The following is a 22,849-nucleotide window of genomic DNA, read 5'->3' on the forward strand; positions in this document are numbered from 1 at the left end:
AAGATCGAAGACATGGCCATGAACAATGCTCTGATCCTGATTATCGAAGACGAACCCGAGATCGCTGAAATCATCGGGACCTACATGGCGCGTGAGGGCTTCCGGGTCATCACCGCGGGCGACGGGAGCGTCGGGCTTGCCCATCATCTGCGCTTGCGCCCCGATCTGGTGGTGCTCGACATCAAGCTGCCCGGGCAGGACGGCTACGAGGTGCTGGCGGCGATAAGGCGGCGCGGCGACACGCCGGTGATCATGGTCACGGCGCTGGCGGAGGATCTCGACAAGCTGCAGGCGCTGCGCATCGGCGCCGACGATTATGTCGTCAAACCGTTCAATCCGCTTGAGGTCGTGGCCCGTGCCAAGGCCGTGCTCCGTCGAACGTTGGGACGTGGCGGCGATGAGGCGCTGCGCGCCGGTCCACTGACCGTGGATCCGCTGGCCCATAGCGCGGCCGTCGATACCCCGGCCGGGCCGGTGACGCTCGACCTGACGCGGACCGAGTTTCGCATTCTCGCCCATATGGCCGCAAGCCCGGGACGGGCGTTCGAGCGCGCCGAACTGGTCGATGCCTGCCTGCCGGAAGGCGAGGCGCTCGATCGGACCGTCGACAGCCATGTCAGCAATCTGCGCCGCAAGTTGATTTCTGCGGGGGCAGGGGGGCTGCTTACCGGCGTGCGGGGCGTCGGCTATCGCCTGGACAATACTGATGGCTGGACTGATGGTCGGGCCGATGACTAGACCTGTGGCTGGAAAACTGAATTCCCAGATTGTCCGCGCGATGATCGCCTTGACGCTGCTTGCCTTCGCCGTCGTCTATTTCGGCCTGATTGCCTATTTCTTTTTCATCTATGATTGGCTCTATCCGGAGTTCACCGACGAGGATTTCCTGCGCACCGGCGACATCGTGACCCTGGGCCTGCTGCTCGGCATCGGCATAGCGTCAGCCTCATTGCTGGGCTGGTTCCTCGCAAGGCGGATCGTCGCGCCGTTAAAATCGGTTGCCGAGGCCGCGCGCCAGGTCGCGGAGGGCGATTTTTCGGCGCGCGCTTCGGTACGCCGCGGCAATTTCGGCGAGGCCGGCGATCTGGTCGGCGACTTCAACCAGATGGCGGAGCGGCTGCAGCGCGCCGAGACCGAATTGCAATACTCGAACTCGGCGATCGCGCATGAACTCAGGACCCCCTTGACCATTTTGCGCGGGCGCTTGCAGGGCCTGCTGGATGGCGCCTTTGAGCCCAGTCCGGCGCTTTATGGCCGGCTGATCGAGCATGTCGATGATCTGTCGGCTATCGTGGAGGAGTTGCGCACGCTGGCGCTGGGCAATGCCGGTCAACTCGATCTGCAGGTCTCACATCTCGATCTCGCCGCGGAGGCCGAGTCAGCACTGACCGCACTCGAGGAGCCGCTCGCCAAGACCGGAATCACCGTTAAGCGGCGATTGGAGAGCGTGGTCACCCATGCCGACCGCGCGCGATTGCGGCAGGCCTTTGTTGCGCTCCTCGAAAACTGCTGCCGCTACGCGCCGCAAACCACAGTGCTCGTGGAGACCGGCCGCGCCGGAGAGCACGTCTTCTTCCGTTGCACAGATACCGGCCCCGGACTTTCCGACGAAAACCGCGCGCGCGCCTTCGAGCGGTTCTGGCGCGCGGACGACTCGCGCGGGCGGGCCAGAGGCGGTTCCGGTCTCGGCCTGCCCATCGTCAAGGCGATCGCGCAGGCACACGGAGGCGATGCGCTGATCCTTCCCGCCCAAAACACCGGCTTTGCCGTCGAAATCCGGCTGCCGCGCCGGGACATATCAAGGCCCACCCCTCCCGGGTTGCACGCTGCCGGCCGCTGATCGGCATGTTCAGTGGCTGGAACCGCCGATCGGGCGATAGCGGGCCAGCAGCACGTAGACGGCGACGGCGAGGGCCGCGATCACGGCGGCCGCCAGGGACAGCAATGCGACATGGGTTGCGCTGAACGCGGCCTTGCCGGCGGCGATCAGGGCGGTGCCCTGTTCGCCGGACAATTGCCCCGCCACAAGATAGGTGTCGCCGATGGAACGGCGTGCCTGTTCGGCCAGGGGCAAGGCGAGGTCCGGCGGTATCTCGATCGCCCGGCCGAAAACATTCGCCATGAATACGCCGAAGAAGGTGATACCGAGACCGGAGCCAAGTTCATAACCTGTGCCCTCGAGCGCGCCTGCCGCGCCCCCTTTTTCAGGCTCCACAGACCCCATGATGGCGATCGATGATGCTGTCAGCCCGATGCTGAGGGTGAGGCCGGCCATGCCGAGCGCAGCCGGGACCTCGAAGCCCGGGACGCGGAAATCGGCGCTGCCGAGATAGGCCAGCGAAGCTGCGGCGAGCAGCAGCGACAGCGTCGCCACCCGGCGCAGCCCGAACGTGTTCGACAACCAGCCGGCGACGGGGCCGCCGATCGCGGCCGCAGCCATGATCGGGATCATGAAAATGCCCGCTTGGAGCGGCGTCTTGCCGATCACATATTGCAGTTCCTGGGCAAGCGTCAGCTCGACGCCGGACAACGCGCCGGTCGCAACGAGCGCCATGATGATGCCGGCCACAATCGCGGGACGGGAGAACAGCGACAGGTCCAGCATCGGATTGTCCGACCGAAGCTGCTTGCGTATGAACAGCGTCAGCATCGCGATGCCAAACGCCATAATCAGGAGAACGAAGGCGAGCGGTTTGCTGCCGCCGAAGCCCGCCTTTATGGCGTAGACAACGGAGATCATGCCGGCGATCAGCAGTAGCGCCTGGCCGAAAGCCCATTTGCCGGGCGTTGTCGCTTCCTTGCGCGGCAAAAGGAAATAGCATGCGGGCGCGACCACCAGCATAAGCGGAACGTTGATGAGGAATACCGAGCCCCACCAGAAATGTTGCAGAAGTCCGCCGCCAACCAGCGGGCCGAGGGCTGCGCCAGCCGACCCGATCGTTCCCCATAATCCAAGTGCGATTGCACGCTCGTCGGTATCCTCGAAGGTGCGGCGAATGATCCCCAGTACACAAGGCACGACCATCGAGCCGCCGAAGGCAAGCAGGATGCGCGCTCCGATCAGCATCGCTGGGCTTATGGAAAAGGCGGCAGCAACCGATGCGAAGCCGAAGATCGCAAGGCCCGCCAACAGCAGCTTGCGGTTTCCGACCCGGTCGGCCAACGTGCCCATTGGCACCAGCAGGCCCGCCATGAGGAGCGGATAGATGTCGATGATCCAGAGCACTTCCGTGCCGGAGGCCCCAAGCGACTGGGTCAGTGTCGGGATTACGACGTGGAGCACGGTCATGTCGATGACGACGGGGAGGAAGGCGAACGTCACGGCAACGAGAACGAGCCATCGCTTGGGATCACGGAGAGGGGCAGACATCGGAACACCTGAATGATAAATTGCAACGCCGTATATAAATACATACGTATGGAATGCAATGTCGAAATCTGTTTGATGAAGGAGAGACGATGGGAAGAAAACCGACGATCAGCCGGGACGGGCTTTTGACGATCGCCGAGGACATCGTGAACACCGAGGGGCCGCAGGCGCTGACGATCGATGCCCTGGCAAAAGCTGCGGGCATATCGAAAGGCGGCGTTCAATATTCGTTTTCGTCGAAGGATGAACTGGTCAAAGGGCTGGTCGATCGTTGGACCACCCAGTTCGATTCCCTTGTCGCCGACATCGAGAGTGTGGGGCCGATCGCCTTTGTGCTGAGCTACATCGCCGCCATGCGCACATCGCAGGGGACCATCGATGCAAAGCTAGCTGGGCTCATGATCGCCTACATGCAAAACCCTCAAAACCGCCTGGAGACAGCGAACTGGTACCGGTCGATCCTGTCCAGAATGGGCGATAGCCAAGAGGCGCGTGCGGCAAGAACCGCGTTTCTGGCTGTGGAGGGACTGGTCACGCTGCAGGTCTGGGGGGCGGAGGACAGCGTCGATATGCAATCGCAACTCGATGACATCGAGGCCATGCTGCTGACCGATGGCGCTTGCAACTGACCGGGCTCTGGTTGGGCACGGCGCAATAGCCGGCAAACCTGCTATCCGTTTGGAAGGTTCCCCATGAGTGTTGCCGTACCATCAGAAGTGGTCTTGGATTTTCGGCCAGTTTGCCGCCGGGCTAAGCTGTAGCATCGGTTTCAGTTCAGGCGGCGATCTTCAGGTCCGGGATCCGGTTATCATAGGCCTCGTCCGGCTTCAGCAGCCCATGTGATGAGTGCGGGCGTTTTTCGTTGTAATAATTGATCCAGGCGCCTCTTCCTTTGCGGGCCTGCGAGCCAGTCTCGAAGGCGTTCAGGTAGACGCACTCATATTTCAGTGACCTCCAGAGCCGCTCGATCATACGGCTTTCGATCCAGCGCCCGCGCCCGTCCACCGAAATTTTCACCTTCGCGTCGTACAGCACACCGGCGAAGTCGGTGCTGGTGAATTGAGATCCTTGGACGCCCATCTAGGAGTCAAACGGCAATTTGGCTTTGGTTGATTTCTCTGGGCCGCCGCATGATGATGACAAAGATTTCGTGGGCAATGTAACGCTTGAGGCAACGAATTGCTCCCAGCTTTGAATTGCCCAATGCAATGCGCTTAGCGACGTAGTCCTGCGTGCGCGGGTCGACACGAAGCCGCCCGACAGCAATGATGTGGATTGCGCTATTCGCCGCTCGGTTTCCACCTCTGACTTCACGCGGAAAACGAAACCCCTTCAAACGAGGGAAAGTGCTCGGTAGAGTCATGTCGCCTCGATAGACGAAACGCCGGGGTGAAACAACTTGGCAATACCGTTTCAGTCGCTGCCGCCGCTTGGCTGAAATCGTTTCTTTCAGAGTGACACTGCCAGCCGAAAGGATCGGCCTTTCTAAAGGGCCTCTCCCGATTTTGCATCGAAATAGTGCGTTGCGCCATGATCGAGCCGAATTTGCATCGAGGCGCCATATTCTATGTCGATCCGTTCGCGGAATACCGCGGAAACAGACTGCCCGTGGATCGTGAGCTGGGCAAAAATTTCCGAGCCGGTCGGTTCCACCACGCCTATCTCCGCCGTCACGCCCTTGTCCGTGGCCAGCAGGTCCTCTGGCCGTTTGCCGACAAGGATTGCCCGCCCCTCATCAATGCCGGCCGGGGCTGAAATACCGCTCGATGCACCGTTTTCAAAAACAAGCTGTCCGGCCCGGTTTGTCAGTGGCAGCAGGTTCATCGACGGCGATCCGATGAACTGCGCGACGAAGGCATTTTGGGGTGTGTCGTAAAGCTCGAGCGGTGATCCGGCCTGTTCGATGCCGCCGCCATTGAGCACCACGATTTTGTCCGCCATCGTCATTGCCTCGACCTGATCGTGGGTCACGTAGACGATGGTGGTGTTGAGCCGTTTGTGCAGTGCCTTGATCTCCGCACGCATCTGCACCCGCAGCTTGGCGTCGAGGTTGGACAGCGGCTCGTCGAACAGGAAGACCTTCGGGTTGCGGACAATCGAACGGCCCATGGCGACACGCTGGCGTTGTCCGCCAGACAATTGCCGCGGATAGCGTTTCAAAAGCGGCGTGAGGCCAAGGATCTCGGCTGCTTCCGACACCTTTTTCTCCTTTTCCTGAGCGGGCGCACCCGCCAGGGTCAGCGAAAAGGCCATGTTTTCAAACACTGTCATGTGCGGATAGAGCGCATAGTTCTGGAACACCATCGAGATGTCGCGCTGTTTTGGCGGCAGATCGTTGACCACCTTGCCATCGATCGCAATCTTGCCGCCGCTGATGTTTTCAAGCCCGGCAATCATCCGCAAAAGCGTCGACTTTCCACAGCCGGAAGGGCCGACCAGAACGACGAACTCTCCATCTTCGATCTCGACGGAAATGTCCTTCAGCACGTTGACGCTACCATAGTCTTTTCTGATGTTTCTGATCGAAACCGGGGCCATATTTCCCTCCCGAGGGCAGCGGGTCACACCGCACTGCTCATGTAAAATTCGAATGCGAAGTGAGCCGTTCAAACAGGCCCGACACTGACCTTGTCGGCAGAAACCGCACCTTCATGGACAACAAGGCCGATACCGCCATCGCAAATGGCTTCGGCACTGTCGTCGGTTGCCGCAATCGCGATGCCGTCAACGACTGCCGAAATCGTCCGGCCTTCGACCCTCGCCGCAATCGCGATCGGACGCTCGAAGGCAAACGTGTAGTCCTGTTCGGCAAGCACCGTGACCGTCTCGTCGCGCACACGCACGATCTCGATCTTGTCGGCACGGGTGACGCGCACGGCGTAGTAACGCCGCAATCCCTGAACTCTCAGAGCTACACCGGCATGGTTTCCGAGGTGAACGAGCAGCCCGGTTTCAACCGCATAGTCGGTCCAGTCGCGTGTCCCGTGGGCAATCAGGCCCTCGCCATCGGACTGGGAGATGCGGAAACTGGCCGGAAAGTTCCGGGAGAAGAAGCTGACGCCATTGACCCAGGCCTTGCGCCAGAAGTCGCCATCGCCAGATGGTCGCTGAAGCACCATATCCGGCGTGCCATCAAAACGCAGATAATCGACAAGCACTGCGCCATCGGCGCGTCTTCCGTCCGGGCGGACGACAAGGCCGAGTTCGGCAATCGGCTGGCCGCCGGTTGCGGGCAATCGCCATTCGAGAACGGTTTCGCCGCCGGGCACCAGTGTCTCAGCAGCGCCTTCCAGCGGGACCAGCTGATCGCTGCCGTCATAATGACGTATCATCAATGCGACTGCGACATTGCCGTTGTTGTCGGCAGGCGTCATCACCCTGGCGCGAACGGTCTGGCCGGGATAGACCAGCGGCGTCGCCATCAGGTCATAGGTGCGCATTTTCAGCAGTTCGGGTGGCGAGAAAACAGGGGTCATCGCGGCCGCTTTCTGGCCAGGTGCCAGCGCCGAATACCGGATGGCAAGCGCTCTGCCGCTGTCGGTCGCAACACTATCGACATGCGTAGCGGCATTGACGTCGAAGCCGCTCAACGGCCTGAAACCCTGGGTGCTGCCGGGCAGCGAAAAGTGGAACCGTGCGCCATTTTTCGGTGGGCTTGATGGCGTTTGACCTGCAAGCGCCAGACCCAGATCGGCGATGTAATAGGCCATGCGGACGGCGTCATTGATGGAATTGCCGCCGTCAGCCGTCGAGATCAGCATGCGGTCGGCAAGCGGTCCGCGCCAGTCCGGCCCGGTTTCCAGGCCATCGAGACCGAGCATCAGGCCCATCAGGCAACCGACATTGCCGGCATTGCAGTCGGTATCCCAACCGCATGTGTTGATGATCATCTGCGACTTCTGGAAGTCGTCGGGCGCGTAAAGCATGGTCATGATCATGATCGCGTGGTTCGGCACAACATGGCAGTTGCCGGGGAACTTGTCGTAGCCGTAGGTATCCGCAATCTTCTGGCGGGTGTCCCGCCATTCGGCATTTTCGCGATGCCATGTGCGGACATCGGCCACGATCCGGGCGATCAGGCAATCTTCGGGGATCAGTGAAAGACCGGTGTCGATGAGGTGATCTATGTCTTTGGAGCGGAAGGCTTCCGCCTCCATGGCCGCCCACAGCATGGCGGCATAGACGGATTCGCCGTCATGGCTGACTTTTCCCGCTTGCTCAGCGAGTCTCGCCGCCAGTTCCGGCTTGCCGGGGGCGACCATCGCCCATCCGTCGATGAATATCTGGGCGCCGATCTGCTCGGCCACAGCCTTGCCGTTCCGGGCAATGGAGCCGGATTGCGGGGCAGGGATGCCCTTCTTCAGGTTCAGCCACGCCGTATGCTCGGTCGAGTTGCCGTTGCCGCCCCACCAGAGAATGGTGCGTTCCTCGATAATGTAGTTCAGCCATGCGCGTCCGATATCGGCGGCAGAAAGGTCCGGCGAGATACCGTAGTCCTCAAGCGCCCGGATGAAGGTGAACGTGCCGGAAACGTCGTCGTCGGTCACCACCAGCGGGTCGCCGAGCCGGTCATGGACGTAATAGTCGATCGGTCCCAGTTCCCTGGTGATGCGCTCATAAGTCCAGCCCTCGAAGGGACGGCCGAGATAGACGCCGATCAGCTTGCCGAGAACACCTGCATAGACACGTTCGAGGTAGTCGTTGGGAATGGTCACTTGAACCCCTTTGATAATAGAGAATGCATCTTCAGCCTTTGACCGAACCGCCGGCCATGCCTTCGATGAAGCGGCGCTGAAGGAAGATGAAGAGAATGACGATGGGCAGAATGATGATCAGCGCTGCGGCCATGACCTCGCCCCAATCGGAAGAGTACTGGCCCGACAGCAGGAAGAAGGAAACGACAGCGGTCATTCTGTCCTGCCCTTGCAGGAAGGTGGTCGCGATCAGGAATTCGTTCCACGAATAAAGGCCGATAATCAGCGCGACGGTCAGAATGCCCGGCGAGACGATGGGCAGGAAGACACGCCGGAACACCTGCCAGTGCGTTGCGCCATCGATCAGCGCGGCTTCTTCCAGTTCCTTCGGAACGGCCAGAAAATAGGTGCGCAGCAGCATGATTGCGAAAGGCGAATAAATGGCTGTGTAGACGAACGCCACCGCAACCGGATTATTGATCAGGCCGAACCGTGCGAAGCCAAAATAGAGCGGGAACAGGAAGAGCTGGATCGGGGCCGTCGTCGAGGCAAGAAGGTAAAAGGTCAGGATCTTCCAGGATTTGATCTTCTTGCGCGCCAGAACATAGGCCGTCAGCGAAGACGTGGAGCAGACCAGCACGATTGTCATGGCGGTCAGCACCGCCGAGTTGAGAAGCGTGCGTGCGAAATTCGCATCAGTCCAGGCGCGTGTGAAATTGTCCCAGCGCAGCTCTGAAGGTATCGAAAGCGGGCTCTGGACGATCTCGGTTGAGGGTTTGAGCGAGTTCAGCACCATCAATGCGATCGGAAACAGGGTGATGACCAGAAGGACTGTCAACGTCGTGTAGACGAGGATACGGGTGATACGGCTTTCTGAAGTGTTCACTGTTCGAGCTCCTGGGCCTGAGAGCGGATGTAGAAGATCGTTGCCACAAGCCCGAACAGGCTGATGATGAGCGAAATCGCAGCGGCTTTGCCGACCTGCAGGTCGTAAAACGCCGAACGGTAGGCAAAAGTGGACAGTACTTCGGACGAGATAGGCCGGACCACCGCCGGTGAGGATGTAGACGAAGTCGAACACCAGAAACGACCAGATCACGGTCATGATCATCATCAGCATGATGGTGGGCTTGATGCCCGGCAGCAGGACATAACGCATGGTCTGGAAGAAGGTCGCGCCTTCAACGCGGGCCGCTTCTACCTGCTCTGCAGGAACCTGACGCAAGGCTGCGAAGAAGATGACGCACAGAAATCCCCACCAATGCCACAGATCCACGGTGGCGATCCCGTAAAGCGCGGTTGAAGTTTGCGTCAGCGGATCCGTGACGTCCAAACCCAGGCGCTGCAGTAGGCCTGTGATGCCAGTCACGGGCGAATAGATCATGCCCTGCCAGACGCGCGCGGTGATCGCGGTTGCGATGATCACGGGGAGAAAATAGATGACCTGAAAAAGTTGGATCCGCGCCGCGCCACCAGCATCATGGTCGCGGCCAGCAGGCCCATGCCGATCGGTATCGTCAGGAAGATCAGGGTCCAGATCAGGTTATTTCTGAGAGCGATCCAGAAAACGCCGTCAGACCAGAGCGCCAGAAAGTTGCCGAGCCCGACGAACTGAGGTGCGCTGATGCCGTCCCAGTCAAAGAACGCCAGCATGATCGTCAGCAACGCCGGTATCGCTATGATGACGATATTGATGAGCAATGTCGGTATGACATAAAGTCGGTGCATCGTAATACCTTTTGAGGGGCAAGGCGGGCGGAGCCGCTGGCATAAGACGAAACGATGTTGGCGCGCGCTGCCAAGGCTCACGCGCGCCTCATATTGCTGGTCTGGCTAGCGTGCCGGGACTGCGGGCACTTTGCCGGCCTTCAGTTCTTTCTGGAAACTCTTGTCGAGATTTTCCAGAAACTCTTCGGTCGTCAGCTTGTCCAACCAGACCTGCTCAATGCCGTTGATCAGGTAGTTGTCCGTTGCCGGCGGCAGGAACGTCCATGTGGAATAGCCGTAGTCGCCGTCATTGACCGCTGTTGCCAGTGTGTTCATCGCTTCCGTAAAGATCGGCGTGACATTGTCGCCCATCTTCGCATCCGAAATATCCTTCAGCGGGATGTTCCATTCGCCCTGCCAGGCCGAGTTCATCGATCCGTAGACTTCAGGCGAGAAGATGAAATCGATTACTTCGGCTGCCCCGTCGGGGTTGTTGGCTTTGGAGCCGATGGAGAAGGTCGAGCCGACACCAAGCGGATAGACCGGGTTGCCGCTGGCACTCGGGAAGCCTGCAAAGCCCGCTTCGGTTCCATTTTGCGCGCTATACGTCGCGACGTTCTGGAATTGCCAGGTGCCGGTCGGCATCATGCCTGCCTGCCCGGAGGTCATCAGGCCTGCGGCCTGCTCATCGCCGTTCAATGAGAAATAGTTCTTGCCGAAATAACCCTGATGCCACCACGAATTCAGGCGATCGATGGCATCAACAAACGGCTCTGCCGTCCATGGAATTTCGCCACGCAGAGCCTGGTTGATGGCTTCTGGTCCGGCAACGGCATTGAGCGCCAGCGTAACCTGCCATTCATTGGCGCCGCGCCAGCCCACATTGCCTGCGGCAAAGGGGATGATGTCCATTTCAAGCATTTCACCGGCAACCGTTTCCAGCTCGTCCAGCGTTTGCGGAACAGTCCAGCCATTCTCCTCGAAAAGCGACTTGTTGTAGAACAGGCCGAGCGTTTCGTAGGTTTTGGGCAGGGCATAAAGCTTGCCGTCATATTTGCCCATGTTCAGCAACACCGGCAGAATGCGGTCATCCCAGCCGTATTCTGCCGCGTATTCATCGAGCGCCATCAACTGGCCGCTCTGGGCCATTTGTGCCACGTAGCTCGGGCCGGGCGTATAGACCACATCGGGGCCATTGCCGGAAAGCAGCGCAACGCGAAGCTGCTTGTCCAGCTCATTGCCGCGATAATCGACCCGCAGCGCGTAGTCGGGATACGCTGCGTCGAAAGGCGCGATGATATTTTCTTCGATCAGCTTCTGCTGATCTGGTGTCGCCTGTTCATACCACCAGGTCACGGTTTCGGCGGCATGAGCCTTTGTCAGGGGCAGTGCGGCGCCAGCCATAAGTACGGCGGTCGTCGCGAGAAAAACGCGTCTCTTCATTGTACTCTCCTCCACATTGATTTTTTGTCGCCTCAGACAGATTCCCTTTCAATGAGCTGAAAGGGCATTTCATGGGTGCTTCCGGCGCCTTCCCGCTCGCCGTTCAGGCGTTCGAGAAGAATGGCCGCAGCCTTTTCACCGAGATCTTCCTGAAACTGGGTCACGGTCGACAGCGGCGGCGAGACGAGCCGCGCGGCCGGAATATCGTCGAAGCCGAAGACGGCAACGTCTTTGGGAATGTCTAGGCCGCGCTCCTTCAGCGCCCGGATGACGCCGATGGCCATCAGATCGTTGGCTGCGAAGATCGCGGTCGGCTCGAAACCGCTTTCCAGAATGCGTTCTCCGGCGCGCAGGCCGCCAACCTCGTTGAATGCCTCGTCGATGATGACATGCGGCTCCGCGCCAAAGGCCGAAAGCTGCTCCCGGTATCCCTCGACGCGAACGCGTTCGGGGCCACCAGCGCCTGCAACCATGGCAATGCGGCGGTGACCTGCCTGCCAGAGCCGTTCGGTGACGGCCATGCTGGCTGCCTTGCTGTCGATGAAAATGTCGTCGATCGGCTTTGCGCCGCCGATCTTGCGCGACGATTCGACACGGACGACCGCGATGCCGGCATCGAGCAAGGGCGACAGTTCCGGGACCCGCAGATGGAAAAATACGCCGATCACGCCGTCAACCCGGCCCTGCATTGCCCATGAGAGGAAGTGCCGCTCGCGCGCAGGACTGCTGTCCGTGTCGACTGTCATGACATCGTAATTATGAGCGCGTGCGACATTTTGCACGCCGCGAATGAGGCGGGGATAGAACGGGTTGGTGATATCGGGAACGATACAGGCAACCGTCATCGTCTTGCGGGTCTTCAACGCCTGGGCAAAGCGGTTCGGTGTATAGCCGATCGCCTTGGCAACTGCCTTGATACGCTCGACCGTTTCCGCCGAAACCGTATGCGCACCGGCATTGTTCAGCACCATCGATACGGTGGCCTGGGAAACGCCTGCCTTTTCGGCAACGTTTTTCTGGGTCGGTCTACTGCGCATTTTCGATGTCCGGTTATACGAATAACTAATACGTATAACTAAAATGAACAACGTGTCAATCGTCTCGTCAATTCAGGAGAGCAGCGGCCGCTCTTCTGCCTTAAAAGCTGGGGGACGATTACGTCCAGCGAGGGCAAGGGAGAGGTGTTTGCATGGAAACATCATTGCGAAGCCGACGAAGGGCCGGACTGCCGCAAAGACAGATCGCGCCGGGCCAACCCGAAGGCATTCTGGCTACTGAAATCAAGCGGCTGTCTTCAGAGCGAGAACTGTTCTGCTATGCTGCGAAGGAAGTCACGCTGTCACCAGTTTGTGACCGAGCCGTCCCGGCGTTTGAGATGTGGCGCTTCCCAGGGTGCGAAGTCCGCGTCCTTCAAAAGCGTCTCATCAACCTCGACGCCCAGCCCCGCACTTTCCGGCACCTTGTAGACCGCGCCGTCGAGTTGTGGCCGGACAGGAAAGAGAGCCGCATCGTCAAAGCCGAGATGGGTTTCAACGGGACTTGAGCGCGTCTCCAGCCACGCAAAATTGGCGACTGCGGCGGAAAAATGCAGCGTTGCTGCCGTACAGATGGGGCCGAGCGGGTTGTGGGGCATCATGTCGACATAATGCGCCTCACTCCAGCCGGCGACTTTCATCGATTCCGTGAACCCGCCTACATTGCAGACATCCAGCCGGTTGAATTGGTGAATGTCGCGCTCGATGAAGGGCAGAAACTGCCATTTGGAGGCGAATTCCTCGCCGATGGCAAAGGGAATGTCGGTCATACGCCTGAGACTTTCATAAGCTCCCGGCGTTTCGTCACGGATCGGCTCTTCGATGAAATCAAGTGTACCAGCCGGCATCTTCTGGCAAAAGCTGGCCGCTTCTGCGACCGTCAACCGGTGATGGAAGTCGACGCCAAGCACGATCTTGTGGCCTAGCGCCTTGCGTGCTTCAACGCACCATCGCGCCGTTTCGGCGATATGCTCGCGCGGTTCGTAGGTTTGCTTTTCCTCATGACCGGAAACGGAAAGCCGCATCGCCCGCCAGCCTGCATCGACCAGAGATTGCGCTTGCGCGATCATTTCCGGGCCGGGCGGGGCCGAGGTGGTGGCGAAAGTCGGTATGACGTCGCGGTTCTTGCCGCCGAGCAGTTCATAGACAGGCACGCCAAGCGCCTTGCCCTTGATGTCGTGGAGCGCGATATCGATGGCGGAGATCGCGGCGGTCAGCACCCGACCGCCCTCGAAATACTGGCTGCGGTACATTTCCTGCCAAAGAGCGGAAATCGCCATCGGATCGCGGCCGACAAGAAAGCCGGCAAAGTGCTCGACAGCGCCGGCGACCGCCAGCTCACGGCCCGAAAGGCCGCTCTCGCCCCAGCCATAAAGGCCTGTATCTGTTTCGACCTTCACCAGAAGCTGGTTGCGGATGCCGACGCGTGCCGCATGTGAGCGGATTGCGGAAATCTTCATATCGAGACCTCACCAGTGCCAGAGCGTGCCGTCTTCCAGACGGTTTACCGGAAGGTATGAACGCTCATAAGGGAATTTTTCCGCAAGCTTCTCGTCGATATCGACGCCGTGGCCGGGCGCATCACCCGGATGAAGGTGGCCATCTGCAACCGTCCAGTCGCCGGGGAATACCTCAAGTGTTTCCGGCAAATAGGGCGTATATTCCTGAATGCCGAAATTGGGAGCCCAGAGGCCAAGATGCAGGTTCGCAGCAAAGCAGGCGGGTGACATGTCCATGGCGCCGTGGCAGGCAGTGCGGACATTGTAGATGCCGGCCAGATCCATGATCCGGCGCATCGGTGTTACGCCACCGGCATGCACTGTGGTCATGCGGATATAGTCGATCAGCTGTTCCTCGATCAAAATACGCGCGTCCCAGATCGTGTTGAACACCTCGCCGACGGCAAGCGGTGTGACGGTGTGGTTGCGGATCAGCCTGAAGCTTTCCTGATGTTCGGCGGCGACCGCATCCTCCAGCCAAAACAGGCGGTATGGTTCGAGATCCTTGCCAAGCCGCGCCGCCTCCAGCGGCGTGAGCCGGTGGTGGGCATCGTGGAGCAGTTCCACGTCAAAGCCGAGCTGATCGCGCAGCGCCTCGAACAGCGTTGGCACGTGGCGCATGTATTTCGACGTCGACCAGACTTCCTCGTGCGGCAGATTGTTGAGATCTGCAGTGTTGGTCGCGGATTTATCCGTGCCGTAAACGGCCGGAAGTCCGGGTATACCCACCTGAGCGCGTACGGCACCATAGCCTTTGTCCATCCATTGTGCGACAGCGTCCACCGCTTCGGAAATTTCGCCGCCCTGGGCATGGACATAACAGAGCATCTTGTCCCGGCTCGCTCCGCCCAGAAGCTGGTAAAGCGGCATGCCCGCGGCCTTGGCCTTGATATCCCATAGCGCGGTGTCGATGCCGCCGATGGCCGCCATGGTCACCGGGCCGCGGCGCCAGTAGGCACCCTTGTAGAAATACTGCCAGATGTCTTCGATGCGCGAGGCGTCGCGGCCAATCAGGATTGGCACAAGATGGTCTTCAAGATAGGCCACAACCGCTTTTTCGCGCCCGTTCAGCGTAGCGTCGCCGATGCCGGTCAACCCCTGATCGGTGAAGACCTTGACGGTGACGAAATTGCGGCCCGGCGCGGTCACGATGATTTTAACGTCGGTGATTTTCATTTTCTTATCCATTGATGTGGGCAGCCGCCTTCGGATCGTAGCGGAACCGGTTCTTCAGACGCGGGTTGCGCGGATCGGGATTGGGAATGGCGGAGAGCAATGACTGGGTGTAGCGGTGCTGCGGGTTGTTCACGACCTCATCGGTCGCGCCGGTCTCCACGATCTGGCCGCGATACATCACCGCAACGCGGTCGCACATGTAGCGAATGACCGACATGTCATGGGAGATGAAGATATAGGAGAGCCCCATCTCGTCCTGGAGCTGCATCAGCAGATCGAGCATCTGCGAACGCAATGATACGTCAAGCGCGGAGGTTGCCTCGTCGGCGATGATCAGCCGCGGCCTCACCGAAATGGCACGGGCGATGCCGATGCGCTGGCGCTGCCCGCCGGAAAAGGCGTGCGGGTAGCGTTCACGCAATGACGGTTCCAGCCCCACCTGTTCCATCAGTCGGCAGACCTCGTCCTCGCGCTCCTTGCCACGCATGCCCGCAAGCTTCAGTGGCTCGGCGATGATCTCTCCGACAGTCTTGCGTGGACTGAGCGAGCCGACCGGGTCCTGAAAAATCATCCGGATTTCACGGCGGATCGATTTGAGGCCAGACCTGTCGGCGCCCAACACATCCTCAATGCGGCCATCCTTGCGTCGAAAATCGACGCGTCCTTCCTTCGGGTCGTAGATGCGCAGCAGGCAGCGCCCCATCGTGGTTTTGCCCGAACCGCTTTCGCCAACAATACCGAGTGTCTCGCCGGTTCTGACAGAAAGCGATACCTTGTTGACCGCAGTCATCCCGTTCGGGAAGGTCAGCGTCATATCTGTGACGTCAAGCAGCGGCGTTTCATCCTTGGGGATTGGCGGGCGGGACAGGCGGATTTCGGCCTTTTGCTCAAGCTTGACCACCGAGCCGATCAGGTTGCGGGTATAGTCGTCCTGCGGATCGTGGAAGATTTTCTCCGCCGTCCCCGTCTCGCGCACCTTGCCGCGATACATCACCAGAACATCATCGGCGATCTCGGCGACCACGCCCATGTCGTGAGTGATGAAGATCACCGCCATGTTATGGCTCTTCTGCAGGCGCCGGATCAGATCGAGAATCTCGGCCTGCGTGGTCACGTCGAGCGCTGTCGTCGGCTCATCGGCGATCAGCAGATGGGGATTGCACGCCAGCGCCATGGCGATCATCACGCGCTGGCGCATGCCGCCTGAAAACTCGAACGTGTACTGATCGATCGCGGTTTCAGGATTGGGAATTTCCACCTGTCGGAGCAGATCGATGACGCGCAAGCGCTCTTCCCCCGTGATATCTTTTCGTGGATTCGAAGCGCTTCGCCGATCTGGTCGCCGACCCGGTGGACCGGTGAGAGTGAGCTCATCGGCTCCTGAAAGATCATCGCGATTTCCTTGCCTCGGATGTCGCGAATGGTCCGGCCGCGCGGATCGAGCCCGGCGATATCGATGGTCGAGCCATCTGCGCGGGTGAACATGATCGATCCGCCCTCGATGCGGCCGGGATGATCGACGATCTGGAGAATCGAGCGGGCGGTGACGGACTTGCCCGAGCCGCTTTCCCCGACGATGGCCAGCGTCTTGCCGCGTTCGAGCGAGAAGGAAACGTCGTCAACGGCCTTGAAAACGCCGTGGCGCGTCGGGAACCAGGTCTTGAGATTGTCGACCTTGAGAATGGTGTTTGCGGGTTCGCTCATGAGGTCGCTCCATAAGGATCGGCGGCATCGCGAAGGCCGTCTCCGAGGAAATTCAGCGCCAGAACGGCGATCACGATGGCAGCCGCCGGGGTGAACAGAAGCCACGGTGCCTGCGCGACAGCGCGAATGTTCTGCGCCTCCTGCAGCAACGTGCCCCAGGAGATGATCGGAGGCTGGAGGCCGATGCCGAGGAAGGACAGCGCCGTTTCGGCGAGGATCATGGTCGGGATCGCCAGCGTCAGCGTGGCGATGATGTGGCTGACGAAGGATGGCACCAGATGGCTGAAAATAATGCCGATCTCGCTCATGCCGTCGAGCCGCGCCGCAGTGACGAAATCCTCGTCGCGCATCGACAGGAACTTGCCGCGCACTTCTCGGGCAAGCGCCGTCCAGCCGATCAGCGAAACAATCAACGTTATGAAGAAATAGGTTCTGAGTGGCGGCCAGCCGACGGGAATTGCGGCCGCCAGCCCCATCCACAGCGGAATGGTGGGGATCGATCGCAGAAGTTCGATGAACCGCTGGATCACGACATCGGTAAAGCCGCCGAAAAAGCCGGATATCCCGCCGATCGTGACACCGAGGACCAGGCTCAGGAACACACCCACAAGGCCGATCGAAAGCGATATCTGCGCGCCGTAAATGACACGCGAGAAGATATCGCGGCCAAGCCTGTCGGCGCCGAAGAGATAGAGACTATCGCCGCGCTCGGCGTTTTCGATGCCGAAAAACTTGGTCTCGACCGTGAACAGGCCGAGCAGCTTATAGGGCTCGGAAGGCGCCAGAACGTCAATGAATACCGGCTGATCCGCCTCTTTTGTGAATTCGCGGCGCATCGATTCCTTGTTGAGCGTCATCGCCAGCCTGTCCACATGCGGCGCGAATTTGCCGTCATAAAACAGCGAGACATATTGCGGCGGAGCATAGGTGAAGCGGGCATTGGTCGCGTTCGGATCAAACGGCGCGATGAATTGCGCAAAGGCGGCAACCAGATAGAGCGCCAGAACCACGACAAGGCTGATGACGGCGAGGCGGTGGCGCCTGAAGCGCAGCCAGAACAGTTTCCACTGGCCGGCGACGGCGAGTTCATTGGCGCGCGGATCGCGAAGCACGTCCGCTGCGGGGATAGCTGTGTTTGTCATTGCAATCTGATCCTTGGATCGGCGAGCGCCAGCAGAATGTCCGACACCAGCGTGCCGATGATGGTCAGCACCGAAATCAGCAGGATGAGCGATCCGGCGAGGTACATATCCTGGGCAAGAAGAGAGCGAAGCAGGAGGGGCCCGGTGGTCGGCAGGCTCATGACGACGGAAACAAGAATTTCCGTCGACACCGCCGCCGGCAGGATCCAGCCGAGCGCGGAGATAAGCGGATTAAGCGCAATGCGCACCGGATAGCGCATCAGCAGCGCGAATTCGGAGACGCCTTTGGCACGGGCTGTCGTCACGTAGGGCTTGCGCAGTTCATCGAGTAGATTGGCGCGCATGATGCGCACCAGTGCGGCAAGCGAACCGGTCCCGATGGCGAAGACGGGGAGCCAGACATGTTTGAGAAAGTCCCAGAACCGGGCGAGGCTCCAGGGCGCATCGATGAATTCCGGTGAAAACAAGCCGCCGACGCTCTGGCCGAACCAGGCTGACATCGCATACATCATGGCGAGCGCCAACACGAAGTTCGGCAGCGCCAGAAACACGAAGGCGATCAATGTGGCACAGTAATCGGCAATCGAATACTGGCGCACGGCCGAGAGAATGCCGATGGGGACTGCGATCACCCATGAGAAGATCAGTGTCAGGAGGGCGAGCAGGAAGGAAAACCCGAGGCGCGACCAGATCAGCTCGGAAACCGGCCGGCCATATTCGAACGACATGCCGAAATCGCCGTGCAGCAGGATACCGGCAATCCATTTGTAATACTGGATGTAGGCAGGCTGATCGAGACCGTAGCGCTCACGCATGGCGGCAACGGTTCCCGCCTCCACGGCACCACCCTGGCTCGCCCAGTCCGCCATCAGCGTTGTCAGATAGTCGCCCGGTGGCAACTGAATGATGATGAAAGCGATGATCGACACCGCAAACATGGTCGGGATGGCATAAAGAAGCCGTTTGGCGAGAAACTGGAGCATGACTTTTGGTTTCCTGGGATTACCCCTGGCCGGGCATGAGGCAGCAACCCCGGCGGCAGATCAGAGACCTGCCGCCGGATTGAGCCGCGCCGGTGGACGGGAGGGACCGCCGGGGCATGGCCGCTTTGCTTTTCGTTTTACTGGCCGTTGTCGAAATACCACTGGCTCAGTGTCGGGGCCGGATGCCAGAGGATGCCGTTGATCGGAATGCCGTCATAGACGTTCTTCAGATCGTTGGAGACCATCATGTATTTCGGTTCCGAACGGATGATGCCAATGTTGAGGAAGGCATCTGCGGAAAGCGCGAGAAACGCTTCCATCTGCGCCTTGCGGTCCTCATCGGTCACGGCCAGCGTCACCGCATCATAGGCCGCCATCAGTTCCTTGATCTCTTCCGGCGGTTCTTCGCCCTTGGCGTTGTCGGAATACCAGTCCGACCATTTCGACGCGAAGAAGATATCGGCCTTCTGATAAGGCATGTAGCAGCGCACGTCGGTATAGACTTCCGAAAGCCCGCCGACGCAGTTCCAGATATAAGCGTCCTGCTCGTTGGCACTCCACATCGTGTTGAGACGCGTGCGGTCGGTGGTGCGGATCTGGATATCGATGCCGACATCACGCGCATATTGCTGCACCATTTGCATCACATCCGGATAGGACAGGCCGAACACATCAGCGACCATGAAGTTGATGGTGAAACGCTCGCCGTCGGGACCGAGACGATAGCCCTGATCATCCTTCTCTGGCATGATCTCGTCCAGCATTCGGTTGGCCAGTTCCGGGTCGTATTCAGTATATTGTGCTGAGGCGCGCTCATTATAGAGCTCGTGGGCCGGGTTGACCGCGACCTGAGACGGCGTGCCCTGTCCGACATAGATCAGATCGATGATATCCTGGCGGTCGATCGCGTGGCTGAGTGCGATGCGGAAGTCCTTGTCGTTGAATATCTCGTTCTTGATCGGATCATCGGTGTTCAGATTGAGTAGAAGAACGGCGTCATTGGCCGGCAGGTCCTGCACATCGAGAAAGTGGTAATTGCCGCTTTCCTGACCGTCATAGAGCACGGAGCGGAAGGTGGCATTGTTGATGTGGCGAAAGGCGAAATCAAACTCGCCGGAGGTCATCTTCAGCACCATCAGCTGCGGGTCGTCGACCTTCGCCCAGGTAACATTGTCGATATAGGGAAGTTGGTTACCCTCCGGATCGACCTTCCAGTAGTAGGGATTGCGGGTCGCGGCCACACGCTCGCCGTCGGCATAGGGCACCGTCAGGATCCAGGGGTTCATGGTCGGCAGTTCGGTGTTCTGCCAGTAGGCCGGCTGGAAGCTCAGCGAAACCTTGGAATTAAACAGCGAAACCCAGTCATTGGCGGCCTGGGTTTCCTCAAGCAGGGCCGGAATGCCGTCGGCATTGTATTTCTCATGGAACTGGCTGAGATAGTGCCTGGGGAAGATCACCGGCTGGTGCCCCTGACCATAGGCCAACTGCTGCAGAAAAAGGCCATAGGGCACATCGAACTTGAACTCGACCGTGCTGTCATCGATCCTGGTGACGGTTACAGGCTTGCCGCCGGCGACGAAGATCGAGCTCTTGCTCGGCGTCAGCGCCTCGTTCATGAACACGTCTTCGTACCAGAACATGATGTCGTCGACGCCGAAGGGTTCGCCGTCGCTCCACTTCAGACCGTCGCGCAGCCTGAACGTATAGGTCGTTGCGTCGTCGGATACCGTGACCTCCTCGGCAAGCGAGGGAACGATCTTCTGCCATGCGGGATCCCAGCGCACGAGAAGCTCGTTTGCGACGGTTCGCGTCAGGTTATAGTGGTCGCCATTGGCAAGGATGGTGGTGCGCAGCGTGCCGCCGTATTCGCCGATGCCATCGACCATGGTTTCGACATAGGGAGCTTCCGGCAGACGTTCGGCCACCGGCGGCAGGCTGCCATCCTCAACCTTCGCATCAAGCATAGGCGCCTGGTGGAATTCCATCGCTCCGGCCGCTGCGGCCATCACGAGAACGAGGCTCGACGACAGCGCGAGCCGCTTCAATAAGCGCGAATAGATCATGTGTCTCCTCCGACCCTGTTCAACAGGGCATCGTGGACGTTCAGGATTGCATCCTGACGTTTCTGAGTTGGTATCGCCGCGGCAGTTTGAGAGAAACCGATCCCTCCTCCGATCGACAGCGAGCACGATGACAAAAGACCTCCCCGCCATCTGCTGTACGATAAAGACCATATCGTACATTATCTGTCAATTATCGTATTTGAATAATTTTGACTTTCTATGCGTTGATGCGTAAACCAAAGAGAACAAGAATGGGACAGGATCGGGCCTACCCAGGAAAACACCGGATGACGATGCAAGCGCGAAACCATCTCAACAAAGAACAAGGCGAAGACACCTCGGTCTACGCGCGATTACGGGACGACATTGTTCTGGGTCGGGTCAAACCGCATGAGCGGCTGAAGGTTTCCGAACTCGCGCGGCGGATGGGCACCTCGACAAATCCCGTTCGCGAGGCGCTGCAGCAATTGCGTGGCGAGGGGTTCGTGATCATGGAAACCAACCGTGGCGCTCGTGTTCGGCCGATGGATGCCGATTTTGTGCGCGACATCATCGAAATCGAAATGCTGATCGAACCGAAGCTCACCCACTGGTATGTCGGAAATGCCACCGCCGAAGATATCCGGGTTCTCGACAACCTTTGTAACCAGATGGAAGCCCTGAAGCTCGACGAGGACCACGAGCAGCAATCGCGCCTAGACGCCCGGTTTCATCAGTACATGTACGAGCGCCACTATAATCGCCATGCGATGGAGCTCTGGTGGCGCCATCGCGACATTCTGGGCGCGATCGGTCGTCCTTTCACGAACTCTCCGAAACGGCGAAACGAAGTGCTTCGTGAGCACCGGGCCCTGCTTGATGCCATCCGCCGGCAAGATGCCGACGAGGCTGCGCGCGTGATCGCCGCTCATGTCGAGGGGGCAGGCCAGAACATCATCGACCAAATGCGTGTGCAGGGAAATGTCCGTCGTGCGGCCTATCCGGCCTGAGCGGACACTGTTCGGTCGGAGAGTGTCCTGCTGCACTTGTGAAACTGCCCCCCTTCATGATGGCAGGCTTGTGTTTTCCGTCACCCGTCAGCAGTGAAATATCGGCCAGCGGGACTCCGTTGATCACGAGGAGATCAGCGGCTGCGCCTTCGCTGATGCCGCCGATCTCGCCTTCCATCTGGCAAGGCTCGGCCCTGGTGAGCGTTGTTGAACGGATGACTTCCGCCTGGGTCAGCACGCGCGCAAGGATATCGAACCCCTTGCAGTGATATGAGCGCAGTTCGCCGAGAACGTCAGAACCGACAGCCATTTTCAGGCCTGCGTCGCGCATGATTTCGAGAGAGGCTAGCCCGGCCTCGCGCACAGTATTGATCTTGGTGAATTCTGCCGCCCCGAGACCGAGCGCTTCGCTCTCTTCGACCATGGCGGCAATTTCATCGCGTGAATACTGGATCGCGTGGGTCGGGTCATTGGGTGATAAGCCCCCTCCATTGGCCATGACCTTGATGAATTTCGCGCCCTCCTTGATCATCGTCGGGCAGGTCGCGCGGACATCGTCGACAACGTCTGCGATTACGCTCATTGAGCCCACCCGTTCGAACAGAAGCCCAGGCCGGTTGTCGCCGCGCAAGCGCGGATCGGTATGGCCGAGCGTCACCGTAAGCCCTTTGCTGCAGGTGATAAGCCGCGGCCCGTTGACGAGGCCGTCCTCGACAGCGCACACCAGACCGGTGTCCGCTCCGCCGAGATCATGCAGCGTGGTGAAACCGCAGCCGAGCACCTCTTCCGTAACGCGCGCGGACCGGAGCGCCGAAAGGGAAGCGGGCACGACCGTGTTCGACCACAGATCGAGCGACCAGGCACCGACATGCACATGGCAATCGATCAGTCCCGGCATCAGTGTCCGGCCTCCGAGCGGTATCTTACAAGGTGTCTTCAGACACCCGGATATCCGCGCCGACCTTACTGATACGGCCACCGGTAAACAGATAGGAAGTCATCATCATACGGTCCTCAACGGTGATGGCAGGCGACGCGGTGCTCG

At 59.6% G+C, this 22,849-nt stretch carries 17 protein-coding genes and 4 pseudogenes; 4 read left to right on the forward strand and 17 right to left on the reverse strand.

Features of this window, described 5'->3' with window-relative positions:
* The first annotated feature begins 18 nt into the window (after positions 1-18).
* Entirely contained in the window at positions 19-738 is a 720-nt protein-coding gene (locus AC0L7L_RS21025) for a response regulator (protein ID WP_473514169.1), read from the forward strand.
* Positions 707-1,840 (forward strand): ATP-binding protein, encoded by a 1,134-nt coding sequence (locus AC0L7L_RS21030; protein WP_473514170.1) that lies wholly within the window; start codon positions 707-709, stop codon positions 1,838-1,840. Before AC0L7L_RS21025 ends, AC0L7L_RS21030 begins: the two co-directional genes overlap by 32 nt.
* A 9-nt stretch (positions 1,841-1,849) precedes the next feature.
* On the opposite strand, the gene AC0L7L_RS21035 is transcribed toward AC0L7L_RS21030, so the two are convergent.
* Positions 1,850-3,370: an MFS transporter gene (locus AC0L7L_RS21035; RefSeq protein ID WP_473514171.1), complete on the reverse strand. Its 1,521-nt coding sequence runs from the start codon at positions 3,368-3,370 to the stop codon at positions 1,850-1,852.
* Positions 3,371-3,495: 125 nt separating this feature from the next.
* Here AC0L7L_RS21035 and AC0L7L_RS21040 point away from each other — a divergent pair, with 125 nt between their 5' ends.
* The gene (locus AC0L7L_RS21040; protein ID WP_473514172.1) at positions 3,496-3,999 is read left to right on the forward strand and encodes a TetR/AcrR family transcriptional regulator; all 504 of its coding nucleotides are present in this window, start codon (positions 3,496-3,498) and stop codon (positions 3,997-3,999) included.
* A 181-nt stretch (positions 4,000-4,180) separates the two neighbouring features.
* On the opposite strand, the pseudogene AC0L7L_RS21045 reads toward AC0L7L_RS21040, so the two are convergent.
* The 15 genes and pseudogenes from AC0L7L_RS21045 to AC0L7L_RS21115 all read right to left on the reverse strand — a co-directional run.
* Positions 4,181-4,441: pseudogene (locus tag AC0L7L_RS21045) on the reverse strand (integrase core domain-containing protein); the annotation flags it as partial.
* A gap of 16 nt (positions 4,442-4,457) precedes the next feature.
* Positions 4,458-4,676 (reverse strand): annotated as a pseudogene (locus AC0L7L_RS21050) (IS110 family transposase); the annotation flags it as partial.
* Between the two features lie 179 nt (positions 4,677-4,855).
* Positions 4,856-5,908, reverse strand: a complete 1,053-nt coding sequence (locus AC0L7L_RS21055; RefSeq protein WP_272214453.1) for an ABC transporter ATP-binding protein — start codon at positions 5,906-5,908, stop codon at positions 4,856-4,858.
* A 68-nt stretch (positions 5,909-5,976) separates the two neighbouring features.
* The gene (locus tag AC0L7L_RS21060) at positions 5,977-8,085 is read right to left on the reverse strand and encodes an ADP-ribosylglycohydrolase family protein (protein ID WP_473514173.1); all 2,109 of its coding nucleotides are present in this window, start codon (positions 8,083-8,085) and stop codon (positions 5,977-5,979) included.
* A 31-nt stretch (positions 8,086-8,116) separates the two neighbouring features.
* The gene (locus AC0L7L_RS21065; protein ID WP_473514267.1) at positions 8,117-8,860 is read right to left on the reverse strand and encodes a carbohydrate ABC transporter permease; all 744 of its coding nucleotides are present in this window, start codon (positions 8,858-8,860) and stop codon (positions 8,117-8,119) included.
* An 86-nt stretch (positions 8,861-8,946) separates the two neighbouring features.
* Positions 8,947-9,792 (reverse strand): annotated as a pseudogene (locus tag AC0L7L_RS21070) (carbohydrate ABC transporter permease).
* A gap of 105 nt (positions 9,793-9,897) precedes the next feature.
* Positions 9,898-11,214 carry an ABC transporter substrate-binding protein gene (locus AC0L7L_RS21075; RefSeq protein WP_473514174.1) on the reverse strand — a complete coding sequence of 439 codons (1,317 nt, stop codon included), beginning with the start codon at positions 11,212-11,214 and terminating at the stop codon, positions 9,898-9,900.
* Positions 11,215-11,246: 32 nt separating this feature from the next.
* On the reverse strand, positions 11,247-12,251 hold the full coding sequence (locus AC0L7L_RS21080; protein ID WP_272214448.1) for a LacI family DNA-binding transcriptional regulator: 1,005 nt from the start codon (positions 12,249-12,251) through the stop codon (positions 11,247-11,249).
* 302 nt (positions 12,252-12,553) lie between these two features.
* Positions 12,554-13,708: a mandelate racemase/muconate lactonizing enzyme family protein gene (locus AC0L7L_RS21085; RefSeq protein WP_473514175.1), complete on the reverse strand. Its 1,155-nt coding sequence runs from the start codon at positions 13,706-13,708 to the stop codon at positions 12,554-12,556.
* 9 nt (positions 13,709-13,717) lie between these two features.
* On the reverse strand, positions 13,718-14,923 hold the full coding sequence (manD, locus tag AC0L7L_RS21090; RefSeq protein WP_272214445.1) for a D-mannonate dehydratase ManD: 1,206 nt from the start codon (positions 14,921-14,923) through the stop codon (positions 13,718-13,720).
* Between the two features lie 4 nt (positions 14,924-14,927).
* Positions 14,928-15,737: an ATP-binding cassette domain-containing protein gene (locus AC0L7L_RS21095; RefSeq protein WP_473514268.1), complete on the reverse strand. Its 810-nt coding sequence runs from the start codon at positions 15,735-15,737 to the stop codon at positions 14,928-14,930.
* A gap of 99 nt (positions 15,738-15,836) precedes the next feature.
* Positions 15,837-16,627: pseudogene (locus tag AC0L7L_RS21100) on the reverse strand (ABC transporter ATP-binding protein); the annotation flags it as partial.
* Positions 16,624-17,769 carry an ABC transporter permease gene (locus AC0L7L_RS21105; protein WP_272214443.1) on the reverse strand — a complete coding sequence of 382 codons (1,146 nt, stop codon included), beginning with the start codon at positions 17,767-17,769 and terminating at the stop codon, positions 16,624-16,626. The gene AC0L7L_RS21105 and the pseudogene AC0L7L_RS21100, both read right to left, overlap by 4 nt.
* Positions 17,766-18,752: an ABC transporter permease gene (locus AC0L7L_RS21110; protein ID WP_272214442.1), complete on the reverse strand. Its 987-nt coding sequence runs from the start codon at positions 18,750-18,752 to the stop codon at positions 17,766-17,768. Before AC0L7L_RS21110 ends, AC0L7L_RS21105 begins: the two co-directional genes overlap by 4 nt.
* Before the next feature lie 137 nt (positions 18,753-18,889).
* Positions 18,890-20,815 carry an ABC transporter substrate-binding protein gene (locus AC0L7L_RS21115; protein WP_272214441.1) on the reverse strand — a complete coding sequence of 642 codons (1,926 nt, stop codon included), beginning with the start codon at positions 20,813-20,815 and terminating at the stop codon, positions 18,890-18,892.
* A 287-nt stretch (positions 20,816-21,102) separates the two neighbouring features.
* On the opposite strand from AC0L7L_RS21115, the gene AC0L7L_RS21120 reads away from it, so the two are divergent.
* Positions 21,103-21,804: a GntR family transcriptional regulator gene (locus AC0L7L_RS21120; RefSeq protein WP_473514176.1), complete on the forward strand. Its 702-nt coding sequence runs from the start codon at positions 21,103-21,105 to the stop codon at positions 21,802-21,804.
* Here the strand turns inward: AC0L7L_RS21120 and AC0L7L_RS21125 are convergent.
* Positions 21,749-22,702, reverse strand: a complete 954-nt coding sequence (locus AC0L7L_RS21125) for an amidohydrolase family protein (RefSeq protein ID WP_473514177.1) — start codon at positions 22,700-22,702, stop codon at positions 21,749-21,751. The genes AC0L7L_RS21120 and AC0L7L_RS21125 overlap by 56 nt on opposite strands.
* Positions 22,703-22,849 lie beyond the last annotated feature (147 nt).

Source organism: Martelella sp. K41-7, from assembly GCF_055808365.1.

Excerpts from the sequence above, each read along its gene's own strand:
- AC0L7L_RS21025 (WP_473514169.1), top strand. The coding sequence starts at position 19 with ATGAACAATGCTCTGATCCTGATTATCGAAGACGAACCCGAGATCGCT.
- AC0L7L_RS21030 (WP_473514170.1), top strand. The coding sequence starts at position 707 with ATGGCTGGACTGATGGTCGGGCCGATGACTAGACCTGTGGCTGGAAAA.
- AC0L7L_RS21035 (WP_473514171.1), bottom strand. The coding sequence starts at position 3,370 with ATGTCTGCCCCTCTCCGTGATCCCAAGCGATGGCTCGTTCTCGTTGCC.
- AC0L7L_RS21055 (WP_272214453.1), bottom strand. The coding sequence starts at position 5,908 with ATGGCCCCGGTTTCGATCAGAAACATCAGAAAAGACTATGGTAGCGTC.
- AC0L7L_RS21065 (WP_473514267.1), bottom strand. The coding sequence starts at position 8,860 with ATGGTGCTGAACTCGCTCAAACCCTCAACCGAGATCGTCCAGAGCCCG.
- AC0L7L_RS21075 (WP_473514174.1), bottom strand. The coding sequence starts at position 11,214 with ATGAAGAGACGCGTTTTTCTCGCGACGACCGCCGTACTTATGGCTGGC.
- AC0L7L_RS21080 (WP_272214448.1), bottom strand. The coding sequence starts at position 12,251 with ATGCGCAGTAGACCGACCCAGAAAAACGTTGCCGAAAAGGCAGGCGTT.
- AC0L7L_RS21085 (WP_473514175.1), bottom strand. The coding sequence starts at position 13,708 with ATGAAGATTTCCGCAATCCGCTCACATGCGGCACGCGTCGGCATCCGC.
- manD (WP_272214445.1), bottom strand. The coding sequence starts at position 14,923 with ATGAAAATCACCGACGTTAAAATCATCGTGACCGCGCCGGGCCGCAAT.
- AC0L7L_RS21095 (WP_473514268.1), bottom strand. The coding sequence starts at position 15,737 with ATGACGCTGACCTTCCCGAACGGGATGACTGCGGTCAACAAGGTATCG.
- AC0L7L_RS21105 (WP_272214443.1), bottom strand. The coding sequence starts at position 17,769 with ATGACAAACACAGCTATCCCCGCAGCGGACGTGCTTCGCGATCCGCGC.
- AC0L7L_RS21110 (WP_272214442.1), bottom strand. The coding sequence starts at position 18,752 with ATGCTCCAGTTTCTCGCCAAACGGCTTCTTTATGCCATCCCGACCATG.
- AC0L7L_RS21115 (WP_272214441.1), bottom strand. The coding sequence starts at position 20,815 with ATGATCTATTCGCGCTTATTGAAGCGGCTCGCGCTGTCGTCGAGCCTC.
- AC0L7L_RS21120 (WP_473514176.1), top strand. The coding sequence starts at position 21,103 with ATGACGATGCAAGCGCGAAACCATCTCAACAAAGAACAAGGCGAAGAC.
- AC0L7L_RS21125 (WP_473514177.1), bottom strand. The coding sequence starts at position 22,702 with ATGCCGGGACTGATCGATTGCCATGTGCATGTCGGTGCCTGGTCGCTC.